This is a genomic window from Aquiflexum sp., assembly GCF_041749095.1.
Lineage (GTDB): Bacteria > Bacteroidota > Bacteroidia > Cytophagales > Cyclobacteriaceae > Aquiflexum.
Genome location: NZ_JBGTCA010000587.1, coordinates 1 through 25,483 on the forward strand (window position 1 = coordinate 1; position 25,483 = coordinate 25,483).

General features: G+C 40.5%; 19 protein-coding genes. 2 read left to right on the plus strand and 17 right to left on the minus strand.

The genetic code is table 11. The features are described from left to right. Window positions 1-614 precede the first annotated feature (614 nt). On the plus strand, window positions 615-842 hold the full coding sequence (locus ACEW8O_RS26125) for a hypothetical protein (protein ID WP_373497572.1): 228 nt from the start codon (window positions 615-617) through the stop codon (window positions 840-842). Here ACEW8O_RS26125 and ACEW8O_RS26130 read toward each other — a convergent pair. The 17 genes from ACEW8O_RS26130 to ACEW8O_RS26210 all read right to left on the minus strand — a co-directional run bounded on the left by ACEW8O_RS26130 (window position 829) and on the right by ACEW8O_RS26210 (window position 24,271). Next, window positions 829-1,497: an energy transducer TonB gene (locus ACEW8O_RS26130; RefSeq protein ID WP_373497573.1), complete on the minus strand. Its 669-nt coding sequence runs from the start codon at window positions 1,495-1,497 to the stop codon at window positions 829-831. The two genes, ACEW8O_RS26125 and ACEW8O_RS26130, sit on opposite strands and share 14 nt — an antisense overlap. A gap of 116 nt (window positions 1,498-1,613) precedes the next feature. Further along, the gene (locus ACEW8O_RS26135; RefSeq protein ID WP_373497574.1) at window positions 1,614-2,288 is read right to left on the minus strand and encodes an energy transducer TonB; all 675 of its coding nucleotides are present in this window, start codon (window positions 2,286-2,288) and stop codon (window positions 1,614-1,616) included. A 70-nt stretch (window positions 2,289-2,358) separates the two neighbouring features. Beyond that, window positions 2,359-2,682, minus strand: coding sequence for a VanZ family protein (locus ACEW8O_RS26140; protein WP_373497575.1), 324 nt, complete (start codon window positions 2,680-2,682; stop codon window positions 2,359-2,361). 64 nt (window positions 2,683-2,746) lie between these two features. Further along, window positions 2,747-3,127 carry a glycine cleavage system protein GcvH gene (gene gcvH, locus ACEW8O_RS26145; protein ID WP_373497576.1) on the minus strand — a complete coding sequence of 127 codons (381 nt, stop codon included), beginning with the start codon at window positions 3,125-3,127 and terminating at the stop codon, window positions 2,747-2,749. A 52-nt stretch (window positions 3,128-3,179) separates the two neighbouring features. Beyond that, entirely contained in the window at window positions 3,180-10,247 is a 7,068-nt protein-coding gene (gene sprA / locus ACEW8O_RS26150) for a cell surface protein SprA (RefSeq protein ID WP_373497577.1), read from the minus strand. Window positions 10,248-10,334: 87 nt separating this feature from the next. Beyond that, window positions 10,335-10,934: a Holliday junction branch migration protein RuvA gene (gene ruvA, locus ACEW8O_RS26155; protein WP_373497578.1), complete on the minus strand. Its 600-nt coding sequence runs from the start codon at window positions 10,932-10,934 to the stop codon at window positions 10,335-10,337. Window positions 10,935-10,936: 2 nt separating this feature from the next. Continuing rightward, window positions 10,937-13,201, minus strand: coding sequence for an NADP-dependent malic enzyme (locus ACEW8O_RS26160; RefSeq protein ID WP_373497579.1), 2,265 nt, complete (start codon window positions 13,199-13,201; stop codon window positions 10,937-10,939). 21 nt (window positions 13,202-13,222) lie between these two features. Further along, a complete protein-coding gene (locus tag ACEW8O_RS26165) occupies window positions 13,223-14,329 on the minus strand; it encodes a DUF4837 family protein (RefSeq protein ID WP_373497580.1) in 1,107 nt (368 codons plus the stop codon). A gap of 71 nt (window positions 14,330-14,400) precedes the next feature. Beyond that, window positions 14,401-15,825 carry a transglycosylase SLT domain-containing protein gene (locus ACEW8O_RS26170; protein ID WP_373497581.1) on the minus strand — a complete coding sequence of 475 codons (1,425 nt, stop codon included), beginning with the start codon at window positions 15,823-15,825 and terminating at the stop codon, window positions 14,401-14,403. Between the two features lie 15 nt (window positions 15,826-15,840). After that, on the minus strand, window positions 15,841-17,271 hold the full coding sequence (gene gatA / locus ACEW8O_RS26175; protein WP_373497582.1) for an Asp-tRNA(Asn)/Glu-tRNA(Gln) amidotransferase subunit GatA: 1,431 nt from the start codon (window positions 17,269-17,271) through the stop codon (window positions 15,841-15,843). A 21-nt stretch (window positions 17,272-17,292) separates the two neighbouring features. After that, complete coding sequence (locus tag ACEW8O_RS26180; protein WP_373497583.1) at window positions 17,293-17,496, minus strand: twin-arginine translocase TatA/TatE family subunit; 204 nt, start codon at window positions 17,494-17,496, stop codon at window positions 17,293-17,295. Between the two features lie 113 nt (window positions 17,497-17,609). Continuing rightward, on the minus strand, window positions 17,610-18,854 hold the full coding sequence (locus ACEW8O_RS26185; RefSeq protein WP_373497584.1) for a murein hydrolase activator EnvC: 1,245 nt from the start codon (window positions 18,852-18,854) through the stop codon (window positions 17,610-17,612). 2 nt (window positions 18,855-18,856) lie between these two features. Beyond that, on the minus strand, window positions 18,857-19,594 hold the full coding sequence (locus ACEW8O_RS26190) for a DUF4292 domain-containing protein (RefSeq protein ID WP_373497585.1): 738 nt from the start codon (window positions 19,592-19,594) through the stop codon (window positions 18,857-18,859). Further along, window positions 19,587-21,317, minus strand: a complete 1,731-nt coding sequence (locus tag ACEW8O_RS26195) for a tetratricopeptide repeat protein (protein ID WP_373497586.1) — start codon at window positions 21,315-21,317, stop codon at window positions 19,587-19,589. The genes ACEW8O_RS26190 and ACEW8O_RS26195 overlap by 8 nt, the downstream gene beginning before the upstream one ends. A gap of 192 nt (window positions 21,318-21,509) precedes the next feature. Continuing rightward, window positions 21,510-21,944, minus strand: coding sequence for a dUTP diphosphatase (gene dut / locus ACEW8O_RS26200; protein WP_373497587.1), 435 nt, complete (start codon window positions 21,942-21,944; stop codon window positions 21,510-21,512). Beyond that, window positions 21,941-23,464, minus strand: coding sequence for a lipopolysaccharide biosynthesis protein (locus ACEW8O_RS26205; protein WP_373497588.1), 1,524 nt, complete (start codon window positions 23,462-23,464; stop codon window positions 21,941-21,943). The genes dut and ACEW8O_RS26205 overlap by 4 nt, the downstream gene beginning before the upstream one ends. A 21-nt stretch (window positions 23,465-23,485) precedes the next feature. Next, window positions 23,486-24,271, minus strand: coding sequence for an enoyl-CoA hydratase/isomerase family protein (locus ACEW8O_RS26210; RefSeq protein WP_373497589.1), 786 nt, complete (start codon window positions 24,269-24,271; stop codon window positions 23,486-23,488). A 226-nt stretch (window positions 24,272-24,497) separates the two neighbouring features. Here ACEW8O_RS26210 and ACEW8O_RS26215 point away from each other — a divergent pair. Continuing rightward, window positions 24,498-25,483, plus strand: a 986-nt coding sequence (locus ACEW8O_RS26215; protein ID WP_373497590.1) for an NADP-dependent isocitrate dehydrogenase, incomplete at its 3' end; no start/stop codon positions are given.

Here is a 25,483-nt window from a genome sequence, read left to right on the forward strand (position 1 = left end):
ACCCCTGTGCGGGATCATTGAGAACGACAGTCCCTAAGGTGTTTTTTTTTAGATTCCATAATGATTGATTTTGATTTGATGGAATTTAAACAGAATTTAGGTAATTCGCTCACCCGGAGGGTGTCAGTTCAACAGCACCTAAGAAAACATGGGGCAGACAGTGGTTTACGAAAGGTTTATTCTCCGTAGCAACTTTCGTTTCAGTGGACAGGCACTCGCTTCGAAATGCCCCACGTTTCTTAGCTGCGGCACGCCGTCGCTAAAAGACCTAATGACAAATTAAATGACAGAGGTAGTTGACCTTAGCAAGGAAATTTTTTCAGGTATGCCAGTATTTAACGGTTTACCGGAGGTTAGAATGACCATTCAACTTACTAAGTGTAACCTATCCGTAACAAACCTTTACTTTTTTCTGACTTAATTGGACACAGTTAAAATAAAAACTCTCTGAATTACCCTGCTTGAAATCCAAAAAAAGTTACTATATAAAATAAGTAGCTGGTTAAGAGCATAGTTAGTTCAAATAGTAAGTTTTGTGGCATCATTTTTCAATAGACTTATTTGTAGAATTATAATTCCCTTCAAGATAGGGGATATGAACAAACTAAATAGTTATGAAAAATTATATATTAAATATTTTAGTGTTTTTCTTTATATTAACCACTTTTACTGGTTGCAGTTTGATTGGTGATATTTTTAAAGCCGGCGTTTGGGTGGGAATAATAGTGGTTGTTATTATTATCGCTTTGGTTTTTTGGATTATAAAAAAGATGTTGGAAGTCCGATATACTGGACTATTACTCCACATGGAGTTCGATTATTTCTCTTTTATTGAAGCTTAAATTTAATAGGCAACCTCATTTTGACCCTAACAGCTCTGGAACTTTGTTTGCCGGGTTTCCAGGCAGGGGCATTAGCGATAACCCTGATGGCTTCTTCATCACAACCTGCACCGATTCCCCTCAATAATTCCACATCACTGATCCTACCTTCCGTATTTACGATAAATGAAATAAAGACAGTCCCTTCTACACCCATTCTTTTGGCAGGCGTTGGATATTTTAGGTTTTTGCTTAGGTACATGTTCCAAGCCTCCATTCCGCCAATAGGTTCGGGCATTATCTCTGTGAAATCCAATACTTCATCCGCAGCTTCTAAAACCGGAGGAATCAGCATAAAGGGTACCGGTGAAATCATGGACTCATCAACATTGATATCAATATTGGGCAGGTCTTTTGTAATGACTTCATGATCATCGATTTCAATAATGATAGGGGAGGAAACTGGGGGAGGGGGAAATTTCTGAACAGTAATGGGTATATCAGGAGTATCATCCCATATTTCCAATTCTAATGCAATAAAAGGGATTCTCTCTTCTATTGGAGATTTCCATTCAAATGCAAACAAAACGATCGATATACTGATGAGAAGGGCAAAATTGAAAAACATTGGTCTTTTGTCAGTCAATTCCAAGTGTGGATTTTTTTTGGTTTCCATGGCTATAGTATTTGATACACCATGAATTTAGTTATAAAAGAACTAATATCAAAGACAATGGAATAAAAAATTAGTTAAAGAACAAAAAAATAAAGGGGCGAAAGCCCCTTTATTTTTTATCCAAGTTTAAATCTTATTGGAAGTCTCATCCTAACCCTTACAGGTCTACCTCTTTGCTTACCGGGGGTCCACTTTGGAGCTCCACTGACTACTCTTAGTGCTTCTTCGTCGCAACCTCCTCCAATGCCTCGGAGGATTTCAACATCTTGTATAGAACCGTCTGTATTCACTACAAACACAACGTAAACAGTACCTTCAACACCCATACGTCTTGCTTGTGTTGGGTATTTAAGGTTTTTACTCAAATACTGATTCCAAGCTTCCATTCCTCCAGGAAATTCTGGGGAGTTTTCAACCACATCAAAAATCTCATCTGCTTTTTCCACAACTGGTGCATCAGCAATGACTACTTCTTTGATGACTGTTTCTTCTTTCACATCCACATCGAAATTCACTTCGATTTTTTCTTCGATTTCAACCTCATCAGGAATCTCTTGAATAACAGGCTGCTCTACAGGTGGTGGTGGTGGTGGTGGTTGTTCCGTAATCGGAATGTCCAACAGTTCCTCAAAATCATCGGTTACCTGCCCAAGATCTTTCAAAGGTCCCAAATCATAGGACTTGTATTCGAAAGCAAATAGGACCAATCCGACGCTAATGAGCAAACCAAGATTCATGAACATTCCTGTTCTCTTGGTCAAATCCGCTTTTGGCGTCTTTTTAGCTTCCATGGTTGTTAATTATAAGGTTAATAATTCATTTAATGCGTAAGGAATAACAATTCTAGCTATTTATTTTAAATTATACAAGCTTGCTGTTTGCCTTGTATAAAATAAAAAAGATGATAAAGCCAAATGCGCCTCCTACTAAATTTGCAACGATATCCAGATAATCAAAGGTTCGATTTGGTACGAATAATTGCAAATACTCTGCTAATATAGGAAAAATAAAAGAAAATACTAATAAATTAGTGGTAAATGATCTTGAATTTATTCCTCTTTTTTCATTTATGGTACTAACCCTTAACCATAAAAATGAAAGAACCGCAAACATCAGCAAATGACCTAACTTATCTCCAAAGGAGAATTCAGGAAATTTCGGTAATGATCTTCCTGGAGTGAACATAGCCAATGACACGAGCACTAGCCAAAGTACTGCTGGAATTAATCTTCGGATTTTCAAAATTGAATCAGGCGCCTACCAGTTCGGAATAATCTTCAGGTGAAAGGAGTTCATCTTCTGGAATTTCTCCAGTTATTTTTACTTTGATCATCCAACCGGACTCATAAGGTGATTCATTTACCAGTTCGGGGGATGATTCAAGTTCTTCATTGAATTCAATAATTTCGCCATCAATAGGCATAAAAAGGTCAGAAACAGTTTTTACAGCTTCCACTGTGCCAAAAACTTCTCCTGCGGCAATTGTCTCACCTACAGTTTCTACTTCAACATAAACAATGTCACCAAGCTCTTTTTGGGCAAATTCAGTAATACCAATTACTGCTATACCATCTTCGATTTTAACCCATTCATGGTCTTTGGTGTATTTTAGTTCTTTAGGGAAATTCATATTATTTTTTTTAGGGATTCCAAAAATACAAGGTTTCGCCAAATGTAAAAATCTATTGTGCTAAATTAAATCTTAATTGTCCACCAAAGGCAGTGGAACTCCTTCTGAAGGCAGTGGTAACTCTTGGGTCGTTGACAGTTCTATCAAAATAGAAAGTGATATTTAGGCTTTTATTGACCACATATCCGATTGTAGGTCTGATTTGTAGGTTGAGGTTTCCATTGGTTACTGTGCTTCCCTCATCAATTTTTCTTTGAATTTGGCGGGTATCGACTACCCGTGTATTGATTCTGATCTGCAAATCGTTTTGGAGAACTTCTTGTCTCCTCTGAATTTTGAATGGGATTTTTACTCCTGCTTTGGTATATCCCAAATCAAATCCGAAATCTCTGCTATTTTGTTCTGTTACTTGTGCATTCGAAAAATTCAAACCTATATTTCTTTCAGAATTGTATTCCATTTTGATACTAAGCCTGTCTTTTGTTAATAAGTCAACTCCGATTAGCGGGGAGAATCTTTCAGAAAGAACAACCTGATTTAAAATAAATATCGGAATGTATTCTCCGAATTCATTGGTCAGACTCGCTCCTGGAAAGTTTTGAATTCTGTTGTATAATTCCAGTCCATTTTGATATAACAATGAATTGGAAAAGTTACTTACCTCATAAGTTGATGCGTATCCATGGGTCAGATTGACACTTGAAAAGTATTCCCTAAGAGCAGGGATTTGACCCAGACCTTTGTAGTCCAGCCTCCAATTGGGGATGGGTATCCTCGGGAATGGGTTAAGGTCGATTGTAGATGCGTCTTTGCCAGAATATGCGGAAAGGAATGCCATCGTCAACACATCCTGACCATTAATAGAGTATTCCCCACCAGGGTTTTGGGCGTTGAGTCTGGATTGGATTATTGCCCTATTTTGTTCAAAATTTGTGAAAATGGGGGAGTTGTTATTTTGGTCATCCCTGGCCAAGGTAGTCCGGATCATGGAATAGGTAATGCTATAGCCGCTCATTCTGTTGGGACTAAGTGATTGGAAATTTCCTAAATCCTCTGGGTTGTTTCTGAATATTTCACTGAATTCCCCTGTTTCTCTTTTTCTGGCCTCAAGTGTAATCCTGAAATCACGAATCGGTTCCGCCAAACCTGTAATTTGAAGATTCCTAGTTTGGTTTTGTCTGAATAATTGGGTGAGCTCTGTACTAGGGGCAATCAATCCTTGGTCAGCAAGTCCAAACCTTACATCAGGACTTTGTCCCCCGAAAATAAAGCCAAGTCCCGGGTTCATAAAACTCCTGTCCAGCCCCAATAGTCCCGTTTCAGCCATATATCCAGGAAGAAATGAACCTTCAACTATCGAATACCTAAAGTTGATATCTTTAACCATAGTCAGGAATTTTATCAAGCTTCTGGTAAATGGCGTACCAATGGTATCTTCTGCACTCACAGAAGTTCTCCCAGGTATTGTAGGCCTTTTTGGAGCATTTAACGCTCTGAATTTGGCATTTTTATTATATAATTTAACAAAGTCCAGTTTTCCGGTTACCGTTTGATCCCGGGTGTTTTGGATGACATTTCCTAGTGTATCCCTTTGGCCTATGGCTCCTGTCAGCCATGTGTAATTTGCTGAATATCTATAATCAGCCCCAATCCAATCCAACATGCCGATTTTATCCAAAGGAAGTTTGTAATTGCCTGTGATCTGATGATTGTAATTAGTGGTCCTTCCCAAATTCCTAATGTTGGTCCTTACAGAATCCCTTTTGGCCTCTGTATCAATATCTCCTTCCGGTTCATCCACTACAGCCATTATTCTGCTCATAAAGTCCACCCTGAGATTTTTGGTCAGATCCCAGTTTAGGTTGTAGTTTCTATTGATAAAGAAGCTTTTTTGGAAGAAAGGATCCACACCATCAATTGTCAGTTGGTCATTTCTATATTGAGTCCGAATGAATCTCCTATCCACATCAACTCTTGCTGCAAATGAGGTGGGCACAAAATTGAAGTTGATATCTCTGATAAGGCCGAAATTGCTTCCTCCTAACCATTCTGCATTTTTAAATGGTTCCAAGACTAATGGTTTGGGTTGATAAACATAGGCAACATTGCCCACATATGTTTCAAACTCATAGCTTTGGGTATTGATATTGCTCTGCCGGACGGATCCATAGGCATATGAAAACGAAAAATTGCTCAGGTCATAGATTTTGCTGACTTCCCGTTCAGGATTTTTATTTTTTCTGACATTGGTAAAACCAATGTTCCTTCTCCGCATTTGGTCAAGTACCTGATCTCTATAAAAATCCCTTTCAGCTTGTGTTTGAAATTTCTCCAACGCCAAATCAAATAAGACGTCAGGATTTAGGGGATCATATTGCGGCCTGCTGATTGCATTTTCAAGACTGACATACATTGGTATGGTAACATTAAGGGCTTCAGGCAGAAGTTTGTCCACACTGACGTTGGCTGAAATATCATATTGGGTTGCAGCAAACATGGCCCTTTGGGAAAGTCTTGTTTCCAACCCTCCAAATCCAAAAGTACTGTGTCTGATCGAACTTGAGATGGTGGCCACATCTGCAATCTGTGCATTCAGTATGGCATTGGCCGCCCAGCCTGATGATTCTTTAAAACCAGTAACCCGCAACTCGTTTGCCCAAATGCAGATTGATTTCGAAGCACCTCCGGCTGTTCCCGGATTCCTTATACCCACCATCATGCCCTGAATGAGGCTGAGTTCAGGACGTCCCACCACCGTAACCCTGTATTGGCGTACATCTTGGGAAAAAGCTAAGCTTAAGGGGACACGCTGATTATCTCTTTCTATTTTTACTCCTACGATTTCACTGATGGCAATGTCAATTTCATTTTCCGCTGGCCATATTTGCTGGGGATCTCTGGTTCCTTTCGGAGTGATGAGAAGAGGAACCTCGATTTCATAATAGTTGTCCGTGTAATCAGTCCCCAATCTCAGGAAAGCAGTCAGTTCTCCATCTTGTGCATCATCGCTGTCAGCATGGAAAAACATTTTAAGTCTTTCAAACTGAACTAGATCCAGTGAACTTGCATTTTTGAATACTGCTCTGGCATCTTTGGCCTGAAGGTCTTCTACGCAAAGCCTGATGGATTGCTCGTTGAGAACCCTTTCCACTGACGCCAGATTGTCCCTGTCTCTTACAATACCCGGAGGAAGAACATAGGGGCTTTGGGTGGCACTTCCTTGTCCGTTTTCTTCGATATTGACCACATCCACATTGAAATTGGAATTGTCAGGTTCAGGTATTTCAAAAAAGCCACGGTCGAAAAGTGATTCCTGGAAAACACGCCATTGACTTGCCACCAACCTGAAATTGGCCATACGGAGAACAACAGGCTGTTCGAAGTCCGTCAAATAGGCGCGCATAAAACGGATGGACTTAAATCCTGAGATATCACCCTGAACCCTGTCCGGTGTTCTCACTGGAATCCTTATCAGATACCAATCCACCTGATCCCCGCTTTGGGTTGTCGTCACTTTATCGATGACGTAATTTCTGCCAACTTCCATTTGACCTGGCCTAAGGTCTATTTCATATTCATAATATGCCTCCAGTTCATTGATGGTATTGTCGTTGTTCAGGTCTTCGTTATCAGGCAGGTTTGATCCTGAAGGTGTGTAGGGGAGGTTCAAGTTGGCAGTAATCGGGGTATTCCCTTCCATTCCGTTGAACTTCTTGTGGCGCTCCAGGATTTTGATATTGTTTCTGTCAAATTCTTCGTCCAGGTAATATTGGAAGTCATCAGCAGAAGGATCCCGGGTGATTCTTTGCAGGGCATTTGGGCTGACATTGAGTCTATTGATAAACCGCTCCCTAAAGAACTCTACTTCATCTTCATTCCTCAATCCATCCAGACCAACATCTTGGTTTACTCTTGATTCAGGTGAATTGTCAAAAGCAGGGATCAGAAATTGCTCCCTTGTGATTCTTCCCCATTCTGTTGTAGCGACAGCACTTGGATCACCGTCACTGGGAAGACCATTTTCGAAATTGTGTCTGCCATCTTTGATAACATCTTCTGAGATTTCCCCTAAATTGAATCTCAATTTACCACCCGTGGTGTTGTTTTCATTGAAAACACCATCCAACACCCTGCCGTTTTGGCCCTGAATGAAAGGATCTAAAAGCCAGAATTCCAAATACTCAATGTTGGTTCTATCAAAATCCACTTCCGTGGTAATCGGCCTGGTAACCCCACCGTAATTAAGCCTGGGATCCGGAAGCAATCCTTCGGAGGTCAGGTTTGGATTGTAATTAAACATTCCCCTCTCGTGAGGGAAATAAGCAAGTTCAAAGAGAGGTTCGGGAACGACTATCACATCTCTGTCCCTTCTTTGGAAAATTTCCTGTGGCAGAACTCTCCTGACATAATGATTGACCCTGTCTTCTCTTGAAATATTAGCCGGCACGCCGGGACCGCCTTCCCTATAGAAAACATTGTCAATATTGTACCATGCTAGTCTGGCTCTTCTATATGCGTTACCTAACCTATCTTCTGTCAATTGACTGAGATCAAATGAATTTTCGTCTGTTTTTGGGGTTGCAGCCAAATGCCAGGTCTGTGCTGCCGCACCTCCAAGGTTGAAAGGCGTGATGGCTGTTTCAAAATCATCTATGTAGGATGCTTGCTCTCCATTGACCTTGTTGGAGGTTCCTGGTAATAATTGGGCAAATTCCCCGCTGAACTGGACGATGGATTTTTCTTTGGTATTGGTAAAGGGCAATGCATCAGCCAGCTTGGTCAACCACCTGGATTCGTCATTGAAGTTGGCATCCAATCCCCACATACTGTTTCTCAATGTTTCACTTCCTGTCGCGATCCGGGTAATATTTGGTCTTTCATTGAGATATAGGAAGGTACCGCCTATGTTGAATTTGTCATTGAGTATATAATCCAACCTGGTGCCCAACAAACTCCTGGTCTGAAATGAAACCAAATCTGCTTTTTCAAAACTGACCGAAATCCTTTTACCGGATTGAAGGATACCTTCATTGATGATGGTGACTCTACCGAAATTATAATCCACTGTATAATCAACACCCTCAGTTAGCGGGATATTCCCTGCCATCAGAATGACCGAACCCGGAGAAATATTAAGTCCCGGAAGCAATATTTCAGAAGAAGACCCCGCAGTCAATCTGCCTTTGATGAAATATTTGTCATACCGGGTTACCAATTCGGCATCTGCCTGGGTGGTCCGATACAAGGTGTCGAACACAAATTTTTCAGCAAGATTGGCCTCACCGGGCAGGAAAAGATTCCTCAAGGTTCTCCCAAAAGGTTCCAGTACGGGAAAAATCAATAAACCCCGCTCAGGTATAATGGTTACCCCTGGAATAAAGTCAAAATTCCCGTCAGGAGCCGGGTCATTCTGAGGGTTTAGATTATCTAAGCCTGTAATCCGGATTAAGGGCACGTTTTTTAGATTCTCTCCTTCAAGAAGGGTTGGGTTATCAAGTCCAGTACGGTCATCCCTGTAGATCACCTGTAGCTGAAAGCCATCCTGTTGGATCTGATTGGCATTCAGGTTATAAATATTTTTCATCATCAGGTCCCAAGTTGGTATCCTGATATTGATCCTTGCAGGTCTCAATAATTTAAGGAAAATCAGGTCACTTATGGGGCGGTTTTGATAATCTTCTGAAAGTTCTCCTACTTTATATACCTGTCCATTGAAGGTATATTCATAAGATACGGCAAGTACCTCATCATTTTGGAGTCTTCGTGAAAGTGACACATACCCCAATTCTCTATTGAAAATATATTCCGTTGGAGCGAGCTTCCTTGCCCCGTTTACCTGTTCATAATCCGAACCTTTTACCAAATCCAAAGTCGATTCTATTGCTCCTGAACCTGTATCAAATGGTCTAAAAGCCGGATTTGAGTTCAGATTATTGAAAAGAAGGTTTGCACCGTTTGAAGAAGGTGCCCCGGTGGTTCCTGGTCCAATATTGGGATTCTCTGGCTTGAACAACCTGGTGCCTTCACCAAGGTCCATGAATGCGGTGAAATTTCTAAGGGTTTCGGTATTCTGGGCCCTGTTCATGATATAAACTTCCACTCTGGTAATGTTTACCCCGGAGAGAATCTGGGGAAGACCCCGAAGCCAACGTTCATAATTTTCACGGAAGAAATGGCCGAGAAAAAAGTGCCTGTTTTCATCATAAGCAGAGCCTTGTATTTCAAACTGTCTTCCCTGCCCACCGCCTTCAATCACCAATTCGTCTCTTCTTCCTCGCTGGGTAGAAGCGACACCGGTCACAAACAGCTTCCCAAACTGCATTTGGGTTTTTACACCGAAAAGATTTTGAGCGCCCTGTATCAGACTGTTTTGTACAGGCATACTGACATTACCGATTTCGACTGACTTTAAAATGTCCTCTTGGAATCCAGTGTATTCTACTTTGAGCTGATTTTGAAAATCAAAGGAATTGTTGGAATCAAAATTGGCGCCTACCTTCATTTTTTGTCCAAGTGTACCGTTGACGGCCATTTGGATCTGCTGATTGAAGTTGAAGTTGCCGTTTTGCTGCTGACGAACGGGTATCGATGGGTTGTCAATTCTTCTAAAAATAGCCCCAAGATCGAGATTTACAAAACCCGTAGGGACAATATTGATTTCATTTCCACCAAAAATTCTGTCAAAACTTGGACTGGTAGTCAATGGAGGAATCAGGTTTCTCCCACCAACAGGACTATCGCCGTCCAAGCCTCTTGAGCGGCTTCTCCAATACTCCTGTCTTACCCGGTATTCCTGTATTTTGGAAAACTCATCAAATTCATAAATTTGCCCGGAATCTACATCTGTAGAGTCATATTGCTCATTGACCCGGTATTTTAACACTGAATCCATCTCAACCTGAATTCTGGGCTGCGTGATATCGAATTGGTAGAAAGGTGAATACCTTGGTAGGTATTGATTCTGTTGTGGAAAAAGCGGGTTGGTATTAAGGTTTTGCCACAAGAGGAAAGAAGGTTGTAATCTTCTTTTGTTCAAAGAATCCAGTTTGACTTCAAGACTGTCCGATTTTACATCCTCCTGGGAATAGGCATCAGGCAAGTACATAAATATACTTACCATCAATAAGATTACTATTGAGGATAATTTAAAATTTGCGCCTTTTTGTGAAAAAAATTGCGGATACAAAGACTGTCAGTTTTGTGATGATTAAGGGTTTTTTAAAGATGCTTTAATTAATTCTTCCAAAGAAATTTCCTGACCGGATTTTTTCAATACAGCAGCAATATTTTTTTCGGCGGCTGCTTTGGGAAACCCTAAAGTCAACAAGGCTTGTAACGCCTCCTCCTTTATTTTATTGTTGGCTTTTCCAAATGCAGAAGGAGGTATGATAGAATCACTCAAAGCATCTTTCTTGATTTTATCTTTCAGTTCAAGAATAATTCTTTGTGCAGTCTTGATTCCTACACCTTTTACATTTTGAATGGTTTTGACATCTTCATGGATGATGGCATATTCCAGCTCATCAGCGCTCAGGGATGACAGTATCATGAGGGCAGTATTGGGGCCTACACCTGAAATGGAAATCAGATTCAGAAAAAGTTTTTTTTCGGATTCTTCTTTAAATCCGTAAAGTGTATGACCATCTTCTTTGATATGTAAATAAGTGAGGAGCATAATTTGCTCCTCATCTTTTATTTGGGAATAGGTTTGAAGGGAAATTTTCACCTGATAACCTACACCCGAAATATCAATTATCACAAAAGTGGGATCTTTGTAGGCCAACTTTCCTTTTAAATATGCAATCATTTTTATTCTTGCGTTTGAGCATCTACCACTGCGATAGCTACCATGTTGATGATTTCCCTGATGGAGCTACCAAGCTGTAATATATGAACAGGTTTGTTCATTCCCAATAAAACCGGCCCTATTGCTTCAGCATTTCCAAGTTCCGATAATAATTTGTAAGCAATATTACCGGATCCAAGGTCAGGAAAAATCAACGTGTTGGCTTTTTTACCGATAAGGTCACTAAATGGATAATTTTCCATTTGTATTTCTTCATTCAGTGCCACATTGGCCTGCATCTCGCCTTCAATCACCAGGCTGGGATATTTTGATTTTGCGAGGATAGTAGCTTTGGACATTTTTTCGGCGATTTCACCTTTGGCTGATCCAAAATTGGAATATGAAAGCACAGCAATCCTAGGTTCGATGTCAAAGAATTTGACGCCATTGGCAGTCAGCCCGATGATTTCTACAAGTTGCTCGGCTGTTGGCTTTACGTTGACAGTAGTATCTGAGAAAAAGAACGGTCCCTTGGCAGTGTTCATGATATACATACCGGCCACCCTGTCAATGCCCTGTTTGACTCCGATCACTTGAAGCGCTGGAAGGATGGTTTTGGGATAATCCTTGGTAAGACCTGAAATTAGTGCATCAGCCTCGCCCAGTTCCACCATCATGGCACCGAAATAATTTCGGTCTCTCATCAGCCTGATACATTCTTGATGCGTGAGGCCTTTTCTTTTTCTCTTTTCATAAAGCACTTTGCCAAAATGCTTTAACTTTTCTTCATTTTGATATGGGTCAACAATCGGAACCCCGGATAAATCAAGATTCTGTTCTTGGATAATGAACTCAATTTTTTCTTTGTTTCCGAGAAGAATAGGGGTAGCCACCCTTTCATCCTTCAATATCTGAACAGCCTTAAGTATTTTGACATTGTCGGCTTCAGCAAAAACAACCCTCTTCGGATCCTTTTTAGCCCGTGTCACTACTCTGAGCATCAGCCTCTGATCAATGCCGATTCTTTCCTGAAGCTCTAACTCATAGGCTTCCCAATCATCGATCACCGTCTTGGCCACACCGGAGTCAATTGCTGCTTTTGCAACTGCAGGAGCTATAATTGTAATCAATCTTGGGTCAAGTGGTTTTGGTATCAGATAAAATCGGCCAAAAGTAATTTTATTGTCTCCATAGGCCTTATTGACGATTTCAGGTACGGGGACTTTTGCCAATGCCGCAATTGCTTTGGCTGCGGCAAGTTTCATTTCTTCATTGATTGAGGTAGCCCTTACATCCAAAGCTCCACGGAAAATGTATGGAAAACCTAGAACATTGTTGACCTGATTGGGAAAATCGGATCTTCCCGTCGCCATTATCAGGTCTTCCCTTGTGGACATAGCCAATTCGTATGCTATTTCAGGGTCAGGGTTGGCAAGGGCAAATACAATGGGATTAGATGCCATTACCATGAGTTGTTCCGGACTTACTACATTCCCTCTTGAAAGACCCAAAAATACATCAGCGTCTCTCATTGCATCTGTAAGGGTGATGACATCCCGATCAGTAGTAAACTCTTTTTTGATTTCATCAAGATCCTCACGGTCGCTCCTGATTGCCCCGTCTCTGTCGCACATGATGATGTTTTCCCTCTTTACACCAAGTGTCATATAAAATCTGGTACAGGATACCGCCGATGCTCCGGCACCATTGACGACAAGTTTAATTTCTTCTATTTTTTTACCTACTACTTCGAGCGCATTCAGCAAAGCAGCACCTGAAATAATCGCCGTGCCATGCTGGTCATCATGCATCACAGGTATTGTCATTTCCCGTTTGAGTGTTTGTTCGATTTCAAAGCATTCTGGAGCTTTGATATCTTCGAGATTAATTCCTCCAAAAGTAGGCTCTAAAGATTTGATTATCTGAATCAGTTTTTTGGGATCCTTTTCATCGATTTCTATGTCAAAAACATCGATCCCTGCAAATTTCTTAAACAATACACCTTTTCCCTCCATGACCGGTTTTGAGGCCTCGGGTCCTATATCACCCAATCCCAATACTGCTGTACCATTTGAAATTACTGCTACTAAATTGCCTTTGGCGGTGTATTTATAAACATTTTCTTTATCCTCAGCGATTTCATTGCAAGGTTCGGCTACGCCGGGAGAATAGGCCAATGCCAAATCCAATTGGCTCGATAATGGTTTGGTCGGAACAACCTCAATTTTACCGGGTTTTCCTTGTGAGTGGTAATTTAATGCGTCTTGTTTTCTGATTTTAATTGCCATAAAGGGTTATTGTTAAAATTATCAGCTTACCCGGTTTTCATCACTGAGAAGCTCGGTAGCCAAAAGAACTGTTTCGATTTCTCTGATCGCTTCACGATGGGCTTCATTGGGATAATAAACAAATCCCTCCATGTAATATAATTTTCCTTTTTCGGCATCTACTATGACATAGGCCAAGAAAGAACCACCCATACTCAGGTTGTTGGTTTTCCAACCTCCCCTGATTTCGATGCCAAAATTATCATTTATTTTGAAGTTACTAAATACCGGAGTCGGATCTACCCGCTCAATAATCAAATATGAGTTCCTGTTATTTGGATTTCCGTAAATATGCATTTTGGTGATTTTGTCCCTCAATGCAATAATTGATTCCGGAAATACCTGCTCCTCAGAGGTATAATTAGTTTCATAGAAAAACATGCTGATATCCGCTCTGTCCGTTCTCGGAGTAGGTTGTCTCAGCCACAAAAAATCATCTTCAGCTTTGACTATCTGATAAGAAGCCGGAACATTGATACTGAGCCCCAGGTTCTCGCCCGCTACTTTTGCAGACGAATTCTTTCGGCTGAGCAGTATTTTTTCCATACGGGTTCTTTCCCTTACCTGAAAAAGGTTTTGGAGTTTGTTTTTGTTTTTTTCGATATTCTGAATCAATTCCTGTTCATTGTTGCCAAAAAGGTAAACTACTTCCTGACCTTGGGCAAATTCATCGGCACTTCTAAGAAGATATAGGCTTGGATCAGCGGCAGCTTTTTCTTTGGCCTCTTTGCTGAAAAGTGCATTGATGTTTTGACTGGCTGATTTTCTGTCATCAAAAGTAGTGACGTAAATAATATTGGAGGCCATTCTCAAAATTCTGGTCATCCCCCTTGGATCTACTTTGCGGATATCAAACATGCTTTCATAACGTATCAATCCCGGAACATCCTGTTCGAATACGCCTCTCAAAGTTTCTCCCACAGGGCCATTCCATTTGGTAGAATCTATGGCGAGTATGATTTCACCGATGGCACCCCTTGCTTTGGGTTTAGTGGAAGATGAATTGGAGTCACTGTCTCCGCAACTCAAAAGGAAACTTGCCCCAATGATTGCAATCAATGGAAGATAGATATTTTTAAGATTTTTCATAATTGGTTTTTATAGCTGACACAATTTATAAATAATCTGTGGCAGGAAAAAATTTTTACTAATAAAATAGTTTATCCTATAATCAGTTTTTGCCCGGGCTTAATCTGATTGGTGTTGAGGTTATTAAGCTTTTTGATTTGATCAACGCTGATACCGTTGTGTTTTTTGGAAATGAGCCATAGTGAATCCCCTGGCTGAACAGTATATGTTTTAGGATTGTCTGAGACAGATGTGGAGGGGTTGCTGTTTTGGGCAATAGCTTTATCAAATGCAGCGGTTTTTGTATAGATATCCAATTTCTGGCCTATTTTGATGGTATTGGTATTGAGATTATTCCAGGCTTTCAGGTTGGTGACAGTAGTACCGTGCCTTTGGGCTATGGAGCCTAATACATCTCCTGATTTGACAACATATGTGATTTTATTTTGGCTGTTAGGGACATTTGCAGTAGTAGATGCAGGGGCATTGATACTTTTAATAGGAGTTGATCTGAGGGCGATGGATCTTTCCGATGTCAATTTGACAGCTTCTGAAAATTGTTCATGGTTTTGGGTAATGTATTCTGATTTGGATTTTGGAACCCTTACTGCCATGTGTCTATTAGAAGTAGGTATCAGCCTGTTTTGTACGGATGGATTCAATTGTTCCAGATCTTCTATACATATCCCTGTAATGTATGCCAACTGCTCCAAATCCAATTCCTGGTTGAATCTTATCTTTTCGTACACAATTGGGTATGTGGGATTTTCCAATATAAAATTATGGTCTTCGGTATGTCTCAATACATACATCATTGCCTGAAATTGCGGTACATAGCTCCTTGTTTCTTTTGGTAGGTGATTGTAAACTTCCCAGAAAGTGGTTTTACCTCCTGATTTTCGGATCGCTTTTCTGACGTTGCCCGGGCCACAATTATAGGCTGCCAATGCCAGTTCCCAATTACCAAACATCCTGTATAGGGATTTCAGGTATTTTGCCGCAGCATCAGTGGACATCTCGGGATCCATCCTGTCATCTATGTCTCTATTAACGTCTAGGCTGTACATTTTGCCTGTTGCAGGCATAAATTGCCATAGCCCCATTGCACCTACTCTTGATTTGGCTTTGGGATTCAATCCGGATTCAATAATTGCCAAAAACTTGATGTCATCAGGCATATTGTACTCTGCCAAAGTCTGCTCGAACAACGGGAAATAAATGTCCTGACGCTGCAACACCATTTTGGTATATTCCCTGTTTCTGACAGTAAAGTAATTGATAAAGGAGAAAATTCTTTCGTTCAATTCAAACGGCATGTCCGTTTCCATTGCCTTTATTTTTTTGGCAACTTCATTATAATTGAAGTCAGGTATGTATTCAAATTGGTATATAGGAGAAATGGTCTCTTCCTCAATGGGAGAGTTATTGTAATTAAATAGTTCCTGACCATGAAGGTTGTTTTGAAGCAACATAACCGGTACGAAAACCGGTAAAAGGATTTTGATGTAATTTTTCATGGTCAGTACTTTAAGTTAGTTGTTGTGTAATTCCATAAGGTAATTGCCAAATGCGTAAAGTTCGGCTTCCTTAAAGGAGTTGGCCATCACCTGTATACCGATCGGAAGTCCATTTTTATCTTCACCATTAGGCAGGGATAAAGCAGGTACTCCTGAAACTGAGGCCTGCACTGTAAACAGGTCTTCAAGGTACATGGCAACAGGGTCATTGCTATGCTCTCCAAACTTAAACGCTGTAGAAGGCGTGGTCGGCATAATGATATAGTCAAATTTATTCAATAATTCTTCTGTGAAGTTTTTGATCAACCTGCGCACTTTCTGGGCTTTGGTAAAATAAGCATCATAATAGCTGGCGCTTAATACAAATGTGCCCAACATAACCCGTCTTTTTACTTCTTCCCCGAAGCCTTCTGTACGGGTGAGTTTGTACATGCTTTCGAGGTTGTGGGCGTTTGGGCTTCGGTATCCGTACTTCACACCATCAAATCTGGATAAATTGGAACTTGCTTCGGCTGTGGTAAGAATGTAATAAGTGGGAAGGGTATATTTCAACAAAGGAAAATGTACTTCTTCTACTTGATGTCCTTCCTGCTTAAGTTTATCGAGTACAGCCAGGGTGTTAGCTTTTATTTCGGGCTGAAGCGCTTCTGATTCAATGGTTTCCGTAAAAAAAGCAATTTTTGCCCGTTTATCAAAATGTAATAACTCAGAATATTTTGGAACAGGCTTTTTGGAAGCTGTTGAATCAAAATTATCAGACCCTGCCATGATCTCCATAACCAGGGCACTGTCCCTTACATTTCTGGATAAAACCCCTATGGTATCAAATGAGGAGGCATAGGCAATCAGTCCCCAACGTGAAACCCTCGAATAAGTGGGTTTTATACCTACCAAACCTGTAAATGCGGCCGGTTGTCTTACCGAACCCCCTGTATCCGTTCCCAAAGAAACAGTACAAAGGTTTGCCTGAACTGCTACGGCTGAACCTCCGGATGAGCCTCCGGGCACCCGGCTTTCATCAGCGGCATTCAATACCTTGCCATGTGCAGAGTTCTCATTGGAACTCCCCATGCCAAACTCATCACAATTGAGACGTCCAATGATGATTGCATCTTCGTCAATCAGCCTTTGGACTGCTGTTGCTGTGAACTGCGATTTGAACCCTTTGAGAATCTTGCTGGACGCATTGGCTTCATGGTCTTTATAGACCAAAACATCCTTAATGCCTATAACAAGACCTGCAAGTTTTCCGGCTTTACCGGAACTGATTTTCCCATCCACAATGGCAGCTTGCTCCAAAGCGGAATCCTTATAAACTTCAACGAAGGCGTTGAGATGCGCCTTCGTTTGAATGTTTTGGAGATAAGAATTGACTATCGCTTTACAATCGGTCTCCCTATTTTCAAGCGACTTTTGAATGTCGTCAAATGAACGGAATTTTTCCAAGGTATAAATCTTTGAATCCAGTTAGTCTCTTTTCTTTTTTTCTTTCAGACCTTCTTCAAGATCATCTTGAATTTCTTTAGTGGCATCCTTAAATTCTCTGATTCCTCTTCCGAGCCCTCTTGCCAATTCCGGGATTCTTTTAGCTCCGAATAGCAGTAATATCACCAGAACTATTAGGATGATTGATCCACCACCCATGTTTTGTATGAAACCCAATGTTGTCATGATTGTATAATTTAGGTTATTTAATTTGTACAAAGATATAACTGTGTAAATCTAACACAAAGGAAAGAAGTACTGTTATTCTTATTTTTTTTAAATATACGTAATTATTTGTTTTATAGACCTGCGAGCCAACTTGAAGGATCCATCGGTTGCAGACCTTTCCAGGTTTCAAAGTGGACTTCCGCCACGCCTTCCCTGTTGGTGTAAACCTGTCCAAGGACCTGTTTGGCTTTAACTTTGTCCCCTGACTTGACTGAAATCACCTTTAATTTGCTGTACATGGTGTAATATTCACCGTGTTTGACCACAATGGTACCACCGTAACCCGGCACTGTAAATATTTTGGTAACCTCACCGTCAAAAACAGAACGGACTTCCGAATTTGGTTTGGTCTGAATATCAATTCCGTCATTATCCTCACTTATTCCCTTTAAGGTAGGATGGGGATGTGTTCCAAATCTTTTGGATACAAATCCGCTTTCTACCGGCCAAGGAAGTTTTCCCCTGTTACCTGCAAAAGAACTCGAAAGGGCAGCGGCTTCTGGAGTAAGGGGGATGCTGCTACCTGAAGATTTGGAGGCAGTGGAGTTTTTCTTCCTTGCTTCTGCCTCAGCAAGTCTTATTTCTTCCTCAATGATCCTTTTGATCATACTGTTGAGGTTTTCCTGTTGTTTTTTGGCAGCAGCTATTTTCTTTCTCAAATCCTGTTCCTGTTTGGAAAGATCATTTACGATGCCCTGTTGTTGTCGTTTAGCCTGATCAAGTTTTTGTTTTTGTTGTTGTTCCTGATTCAGGACCAATTGCTTTTCGGACTTTTTTTCCTCAAGTGTTATTCTTTGTTGGGCCAGCTCTTCTGTTTTTTGGTTGATCAGTTCTACTTGTTTTTTTCTGGCATCCGAATACTGCTTCAGGTATTTCAGCCTCATGTAAAACTGTTTGAATGTCGTAGAACTGAAAATAAACGCTGTCATGGTCAGTCCGGAATTCAGTTTGGAAGAAGTGTAGATCATTCCGGAATACTCTTCCTTCAGGTTTACAAGATCTTTTTCCAAAGAACCAATGGCATTTTCTGTTTCCCTAATCTCAGTATTGAGCAGGGTCACTTCTCTACTTAATGTATTGATAAATGTAATCCTTGTTTGAAGCTGTTTGTTGACGGCATTCAGTTGTCCAATGGAAGATCTTTTTGTTTCTGCCGTCCTTTTAAGTATCTGATCAAACTCCGCCAATCTTTTCTGGATATCGGTTTTTTCCTTTTCAAGCTGCGCCCTGGTCTTCTTTGTCTGCGCATAGAGCCCAAATTGGGGTATCCCAAAACAAAGTAATATCAGAAAAAGAAATAACCTTGTGGACTTCATTGTTAAAACTGAAAGGGGAATGATAAGGGATCATCCTGATATTCAATCCTGGTCAGGTCGAGATGAATGATGGTATGCTGAGCGCCTTCTTCTGAGTTGAACGTGATTTTCAACAACATCTTGTTCGGGAAGGGTTGATTGTTTATATTTTCAAAGGTAGGATATGATGCCAATAGAGTCCCACTATTGTCAAGGGCATTACCTGTCAATTCTGATACTTTCCCATGACCTGTATTGACCCTCGAATGGAACCTGAATCCCTCTCTAGCCTGGGTAAGTTCAAAATACCTCCCGATCCGGATAAGCCTGTCCCGATAGCTGAATTCCTCAGGGACGTTGGCATAAAGAATATTCTGGATAAGCTGTAGGGATAATTGAAGACCAAACCTGTCCCTCATTTCTTCAAAATTCATGTTAAGATCCTCCCCATTCAGTCGGTCCTTGATACGGATTTTATCCGGTGTGATCAATCCCCGCATTGCTTCCAAGCCTAAACCAGGTGTCATACTGAACCAGATTACGCTATCCTTCCGTGCCCTTAAATTGATGGTTCCCTTCGTGATTTTGCCGTTGGCTTCCTCCAGTACAATCCGGCCCCGTGCACTGAGATAATTGAAATCAAAGTAATTGGGTCTGAATTCCTGCATGATTTCATCAGAGGTATATAAGTTGGGCTTTTTGGCACAACCAAGCAGCAGCAGGACAAAAAGTATCAGAATTCCCGAACTTGGCTTAGTCATAATATCTTTTGTCCTTTATTTTTTTGATCAAGACCTCGGAAGTTTCTTCACCACCTTCGGCTTTTTTCCAATAGCTTATGGCATCATTACTATTTCCCAAATGATAAAGAATGTCCCCATAATGTTCCCACATTACGCCACTGGGTGATTCATCGTATTCAAGAGCAAGTTCCATGTATTTTTTTGCACCTTCATAATCTTTCAATTGAAAGAGAACCCAAGCATAGGTATCGAGATAGGTGGCATTTTCAGGAAATTTTTTTACCAATTTTGAGGACATTGATTTTGCTTTGTCCAGATCCTTTTTTTCAAGAGAAAGATAATAAGCGTAATTGTTCAGCACATGGTCATCATCCGGATTTTCCTTTAAGGCCGCTTCATAGGCTTCAAAAGCTTCATCTTTTTTGCCTGTCAAATGATACGCATCGCCCATCTGACCCTTGACCAAGCGATCAAGTTGTTTGTTTTTACCTCCATTGATTTCTTTTGATTTTAATAGTGAAGTCATTGCTTCCTCACCTTTTTTCAGAGCAAGTTTGGCTGTTCCGTCAAAAAACCAGAATTCGGCCCTTTCGGGAAATTCATCTACAGCCAGAATGGTGTATTTTTCTATCTGGTCAAAATCTTTACCATCTTCAAACATGGAAGTAATAATCCCCTGTAAAACAGGTGCATTGGCAGGATTGATTTCGATTGATTTTTTATACAGTTCCAGGGCTTTTTCCCTTTCATTCCCAAAAAACTTCCTGTCTCCAATAACAGCAAGTACATATGGGTCATTGGGGAAATTCTTTAGCATTTTCTCTTCAAGTTCATCCACTAGTCTATCCCTTCGAACTGTTTTGATATCCTGAAGGATATCTGCAAAGGATTGGGCAACTATCTCTCCGTCAAGATCCGGATTGGAAAAAGCCTCTCTGATCATTATTTCCGCAGTATCGACATCACCTTTTTCCTTATAGAGCGCATAGGCGGCTAATTGGAGTTCCGGTTGCTGAGGATAATTCTTCAATGAATTTTCTATCAGTTCAATTGCTTGATCTGTTCTTCCGTTGTTGAACAGAATTTCAACCAGATTGAGCACATATTGAGAATTGCCTGGTTGGGATGCAATCAATTTTTCACCTTCTTTAATGACACTTTTGAGGTCATTCTTTCTCAGGTAAATCCTTTGCTTTTGAACTGTAAGTTGCTCAGCCATCCCGTAATATTCTTCGGCCCGAATAAGTGCATCAAGTCCTTTGTCAAACTCACCTGCCTGAAGGTATAAAGAAGCAAGATCCAAAATGTAATTCTGATTCTCTTCTGTGTTGGCCATCAGGTTCTCCAGGATTTCTGCTGCTTTGAGAGGTTCGTTTTGTTTGGTGAAGGCTTCGGCCATCACAAGATTATAATACTTGTTTTCAGGATTGGACTCCACTGCTTTCATACCATATTCCATGGCTTTTTCAACCCTGTTGGCTCTCAATAAAATTTCAGCTAACTTGAAATTAATTGCCCCTTCATCAGGCGTTATTTCCCTTGCTTTTTGGAAATAAAAATAGGCCCTGTCAAAATCTTCCTGCATCAGGAATCTCTGTCCCTCAATAAAAAACCTTGAAGCTTTAGATTCTTCAAGCTGTTTTTTTCTATCTTTTTTAGGTAATTTTTGTTGGGAAAACGCTGAAAGGGTGATCAGCATCATCAAAGAAATACTTAATAATCTTTTGAGGTATATTTTCACTGATTCTGTTTTATGGCGTGCAACTCCCTATATTCGATTAAGGCTTTACGGATTAATGGACTTTTGGTTAGACCGGTTTTTCAGGATTTTTTGACTATATCTATTGCTAACACAAACTTAATGCCTTTTTGTTCTATTTGACAATTTGTCAATTTCATATTAGATGATAAATCACCCAAAAAAATCTGAAAATTAAGATTTTCCTGTACTGCCATAACCACCCGCACCTCTTTCTGTTTCAGAAAGTTCTTGGACGGGTTGCCATGTGATCTGTTCGTGTTTGGCAACAACCATTTGTGCGATTCTTTCACCGTCTTCTACCGTAAAGGATTCGTTGGAAAGGTTGACCAACAAAACTTTTACTTCTCCCCGGTAATCGGCATCAATTGTTCCGGGTGTGTTCAGCACGGAAAGTCCATATTTATAAGCCATTCCACTTCTGGGTCTGATTTGGGCTTCATAACCTGCTGGAAGTTCTATAAACAAACCTGTTCCGATAAGTTTTCTTTCCAAAGGTTTTAATTCAATGGGTTCGTTTATATTAGCCCTAAGATCCAATCCGGCGGAAAGTGAGGTTTGGTATTCCGGCAGCGGATGCCTGGAATGGTTGATAACTTTGATGGTCATATTTTATTTTTTTTGAAGCGTGAAAACAGTTGCCTCACTTCATTTTTTTCAATCCACAAAACTACAACAACAAAAACAATCACAAGGCTGTTTCTGCCAATAAATTGAAGGATAGGGTTTCCCCAACCCCAAAAGAAACCCAAATAGCTTAAAGCAAAAGCAAAAAGAAGATAGAACACAGCTTTACCTGTCTGATATGGGATGGGGAAATATTTTTGTCCTATAAAGTAGCAAATAATTGTCATGACTGTGTAGCAGCATAATGTGCTCAGAGCACCACCCATCAATCCCAATATAGGAACCAATGTAAACAATACAACAATGGTCACTATTGCACCGATTACTGTAATGTAAAAACTATATTTAGTCTGATCTGTTAGCTTGAACCAGATACTTAAATTAAAGTAAATACCTAACATCAAATAACCAAGCAATAGGACAGGCACAATGTAATTGCCCATAGCATAGCCGTCGCCTCTAAGAAAAAGTGTTCCAAGAAGATCAAGATTTACAGACACAGCTATCATCAAAGCCGAGCAAAATATGACAAAGACATGCATCACTTTTGCAAATAGTTCAGGACTGTTTTTATCTGCGGCCTGATTGAAGAAAAACGGCTCTGCGGCATATTTGAAGGCTTGAATGATCAGATTCATTAAAATGGCCAATTTGAAGTTGGCTCCGAATATCCCAGTGACTTCCCTAGCGGTCAGCCCTTCATAGAATCCTTCGGGTAAGAGATATTCGAAGGTGGTTCTGGAAAAAGTCTCGTTGATGACTCCTGCAAGTCCCATAAATAAAAGTGGGAATGCGTAATGCCACATGGGTTTGAGGAATGCTCTGTTGATACCAAAACGGAATTTTTTGGTTAGCCAAAATAATACAGGAACCATAGCTGCATTTGCAACCAAATTTGAAAGAAAAATATATTCTACGCCCCATTCAGGGTTATAAATCTTCCCTATGTAAGGAGATAAGTTGGCCAGCCAATCGCCATTCCAAATATGGTAGCAGAAAACAATGAAAAAGATGTTTAATCCTACATTAATTAAAATATTGCTAAGCTTGGTAAAGGCAAATTGAAATGCCCTATTTTCCTTTCTCAATTTGGCATAAGGAATCACCAATATCGCGTCAATGGCCAACACCCAGGCAATCCACTTGAACAGATGTTCTTGGCCTTCGTAGTTAAGCAATGATGCCAGGGTGGGTGCTGAGAGGTAGATTACTGCTCCGAGCGAAAGGGAGGTAGTGATAAGAAGTGACTGGATTTGGGCAAATACTTTTTGTGGGTCTAATCCTTTTCCTGTGGCATACCGGAAATAAGTAGTTTCCATCCCATAAGTAAAAATTATATTAAAAAGTGCCATATATCCATAGAGTGCGGTGTATGCACCTACATCATCTTTGGTCAGATATCCTGTATAAATTGGGATCAATAAAAAATTTACAGTTCGGCCGAGGATACTGCTTATCCCATAAACGGCCGTTTGACCTGCTAATTTTTTGAGTTGGCTCATTTTTAAAAAAGAAAAGGGGACTTACTCCCCTTTGAAAACCGGTTTTCTTTTTTCAAGGAATGCCGAAGTGCCTTCTTTATAATCTCCTGATTTTACGCATCTGGCAAAACTGTTGGCCTCTGTCTGATACCCGTTTTCATCTGGGATAAATACAGCATTGACACAATCCACTACCATACCGATGGCCAATGGAGCCTTGCTGTTAATTTTTTTAAGGATTTCTTCAGCTTTGGCCATTGCTTCCTTTTTGGTTGGTAAAACATGGTTGACCAATCCCAAAGATTTTGCTTCATCGGCACCAATCATATCCCCTGTCATCATCAGTTCATTGGCTTTGCCACGTCCGACCAAATAAGTCAATCTTTGGGTGCCACCATATCCCGGGATGATACCAAGATTCACTTCAGGCTGTCCAAATTTTGCATTGGCAACTGCTATTCGCATGTGGCAGGCCATTGCCAGTTCACAGCCACCACCCAAAGCATACCCATTGACAAGTGCAATGACAGGCTTGTGACAGTTTTCGATCATACTGAATATTTCCTGTCCGTTTTCTGCAAATTTCCGGGCATTCAATTCATTGAGTTCTGAAATTTCACTGATGTCGGCGCCTGCGATAAATGATTTTTCACCTGAACCTGTGAAAATTACTGCTTTAATTTTTTTGTTATCTGAAACTTCATTAAAAATATTTCTGATTTCTTCCAAAGTAGCAAAATTAAGCGCATTTAATTTGGATTCCCTGTTGATGGTCAAATAAAGAATACCTCCTTTTTCTTCTGAAAGAATATTATTGCTATCAGCCATATGATTTGGTGAATGTTGGAAATCAAATATACAAGGCCCTATTCCATTCACAAAGCATTTCTCTGAAAAACACAATCCTTTAAAAATTCCCGGGTCGTCTCCAAAGCGATCAGATCCTTTAATTGGTATGCACTATTATGCTAATTTATAATAGGTTTAAAGGAGCCTTCCCTTAAATTTTTCTATTTTTGTTCCATACTAAATTTTAAGAAAACTCATTTTATATATGTCTTCAAAAAGAAAAATCACTGTTGCCTACGGAGATGGTATCGGTCCGGAAATCATGAAAGCAACCCTCAATATACTGGAAGCTGCCGGTGCCCAACTCGAATATGATGTCATCGAAATCGGAGAACAGGTATATTTAAAAGGAATCAGTTCAGGGATGGAACCCGGTGCCCTTGAGTCCCTAAAAGAAACCAAAGTGTTTTTGAAATCCCCGATTACGACCCCTCAGGGTGGAGGATTCAAAAGTCTGAATGTTACCACAAGAACTTCCTTTGGACTTTTTGCAAATGTCAGGCCTTGCAAAGCCTATTCCCCGTATATCAAAACCCATTATCCCAAAACGGATTTGGTAATAGTCAGAGAAAACGAGGAAGACCTATATGCCGGGATTGAGCATAGACAGACTCAGGAAGTAGTACAAAGCCTGAAATTGATCTCAAGACCAGGTTCGGAGAAGATTATCAGGTATGCCTTTGAATACGCCAAAAAATACGGTCGTAAAAAAGTGACCTGTATGACCAAAGACAATATCATGAAATTGGCCGATGGGCTTTTCCACAAAACATTTATTGAGATAGCTAAAGAATATCCCGAAATACAGACTGACCATAAAATCATCGATATCGGTTCTGCATTGATTGCTGAGAGACCTGAGATGTTTGATGTCATTGTAACTTTAAACCTTTATGGGGATATCATTTCCGACATTGCTGCACAAGTGACGGGTTCGGTAGGACTTGGCGGATCGGCAAACGTGGGTGAGGAAGTGGCCATGTTTGAGGCAATCCATGGTTCCGCTCCGGATATTGCCGGTATGGGATTGGCCAATCCCTCAGGATTGCTCAACGGTGCCATCATGATGCTGGTGCATATCGGACAGCCTGAAGTTGCCGAGAAAATCGCCAATGCCTGGATGAGAACTTTGGAAGACGGTATTCATACAGGAGACATCTATCAAGAAGCACTTTCTTCCAAAAAGGTGGG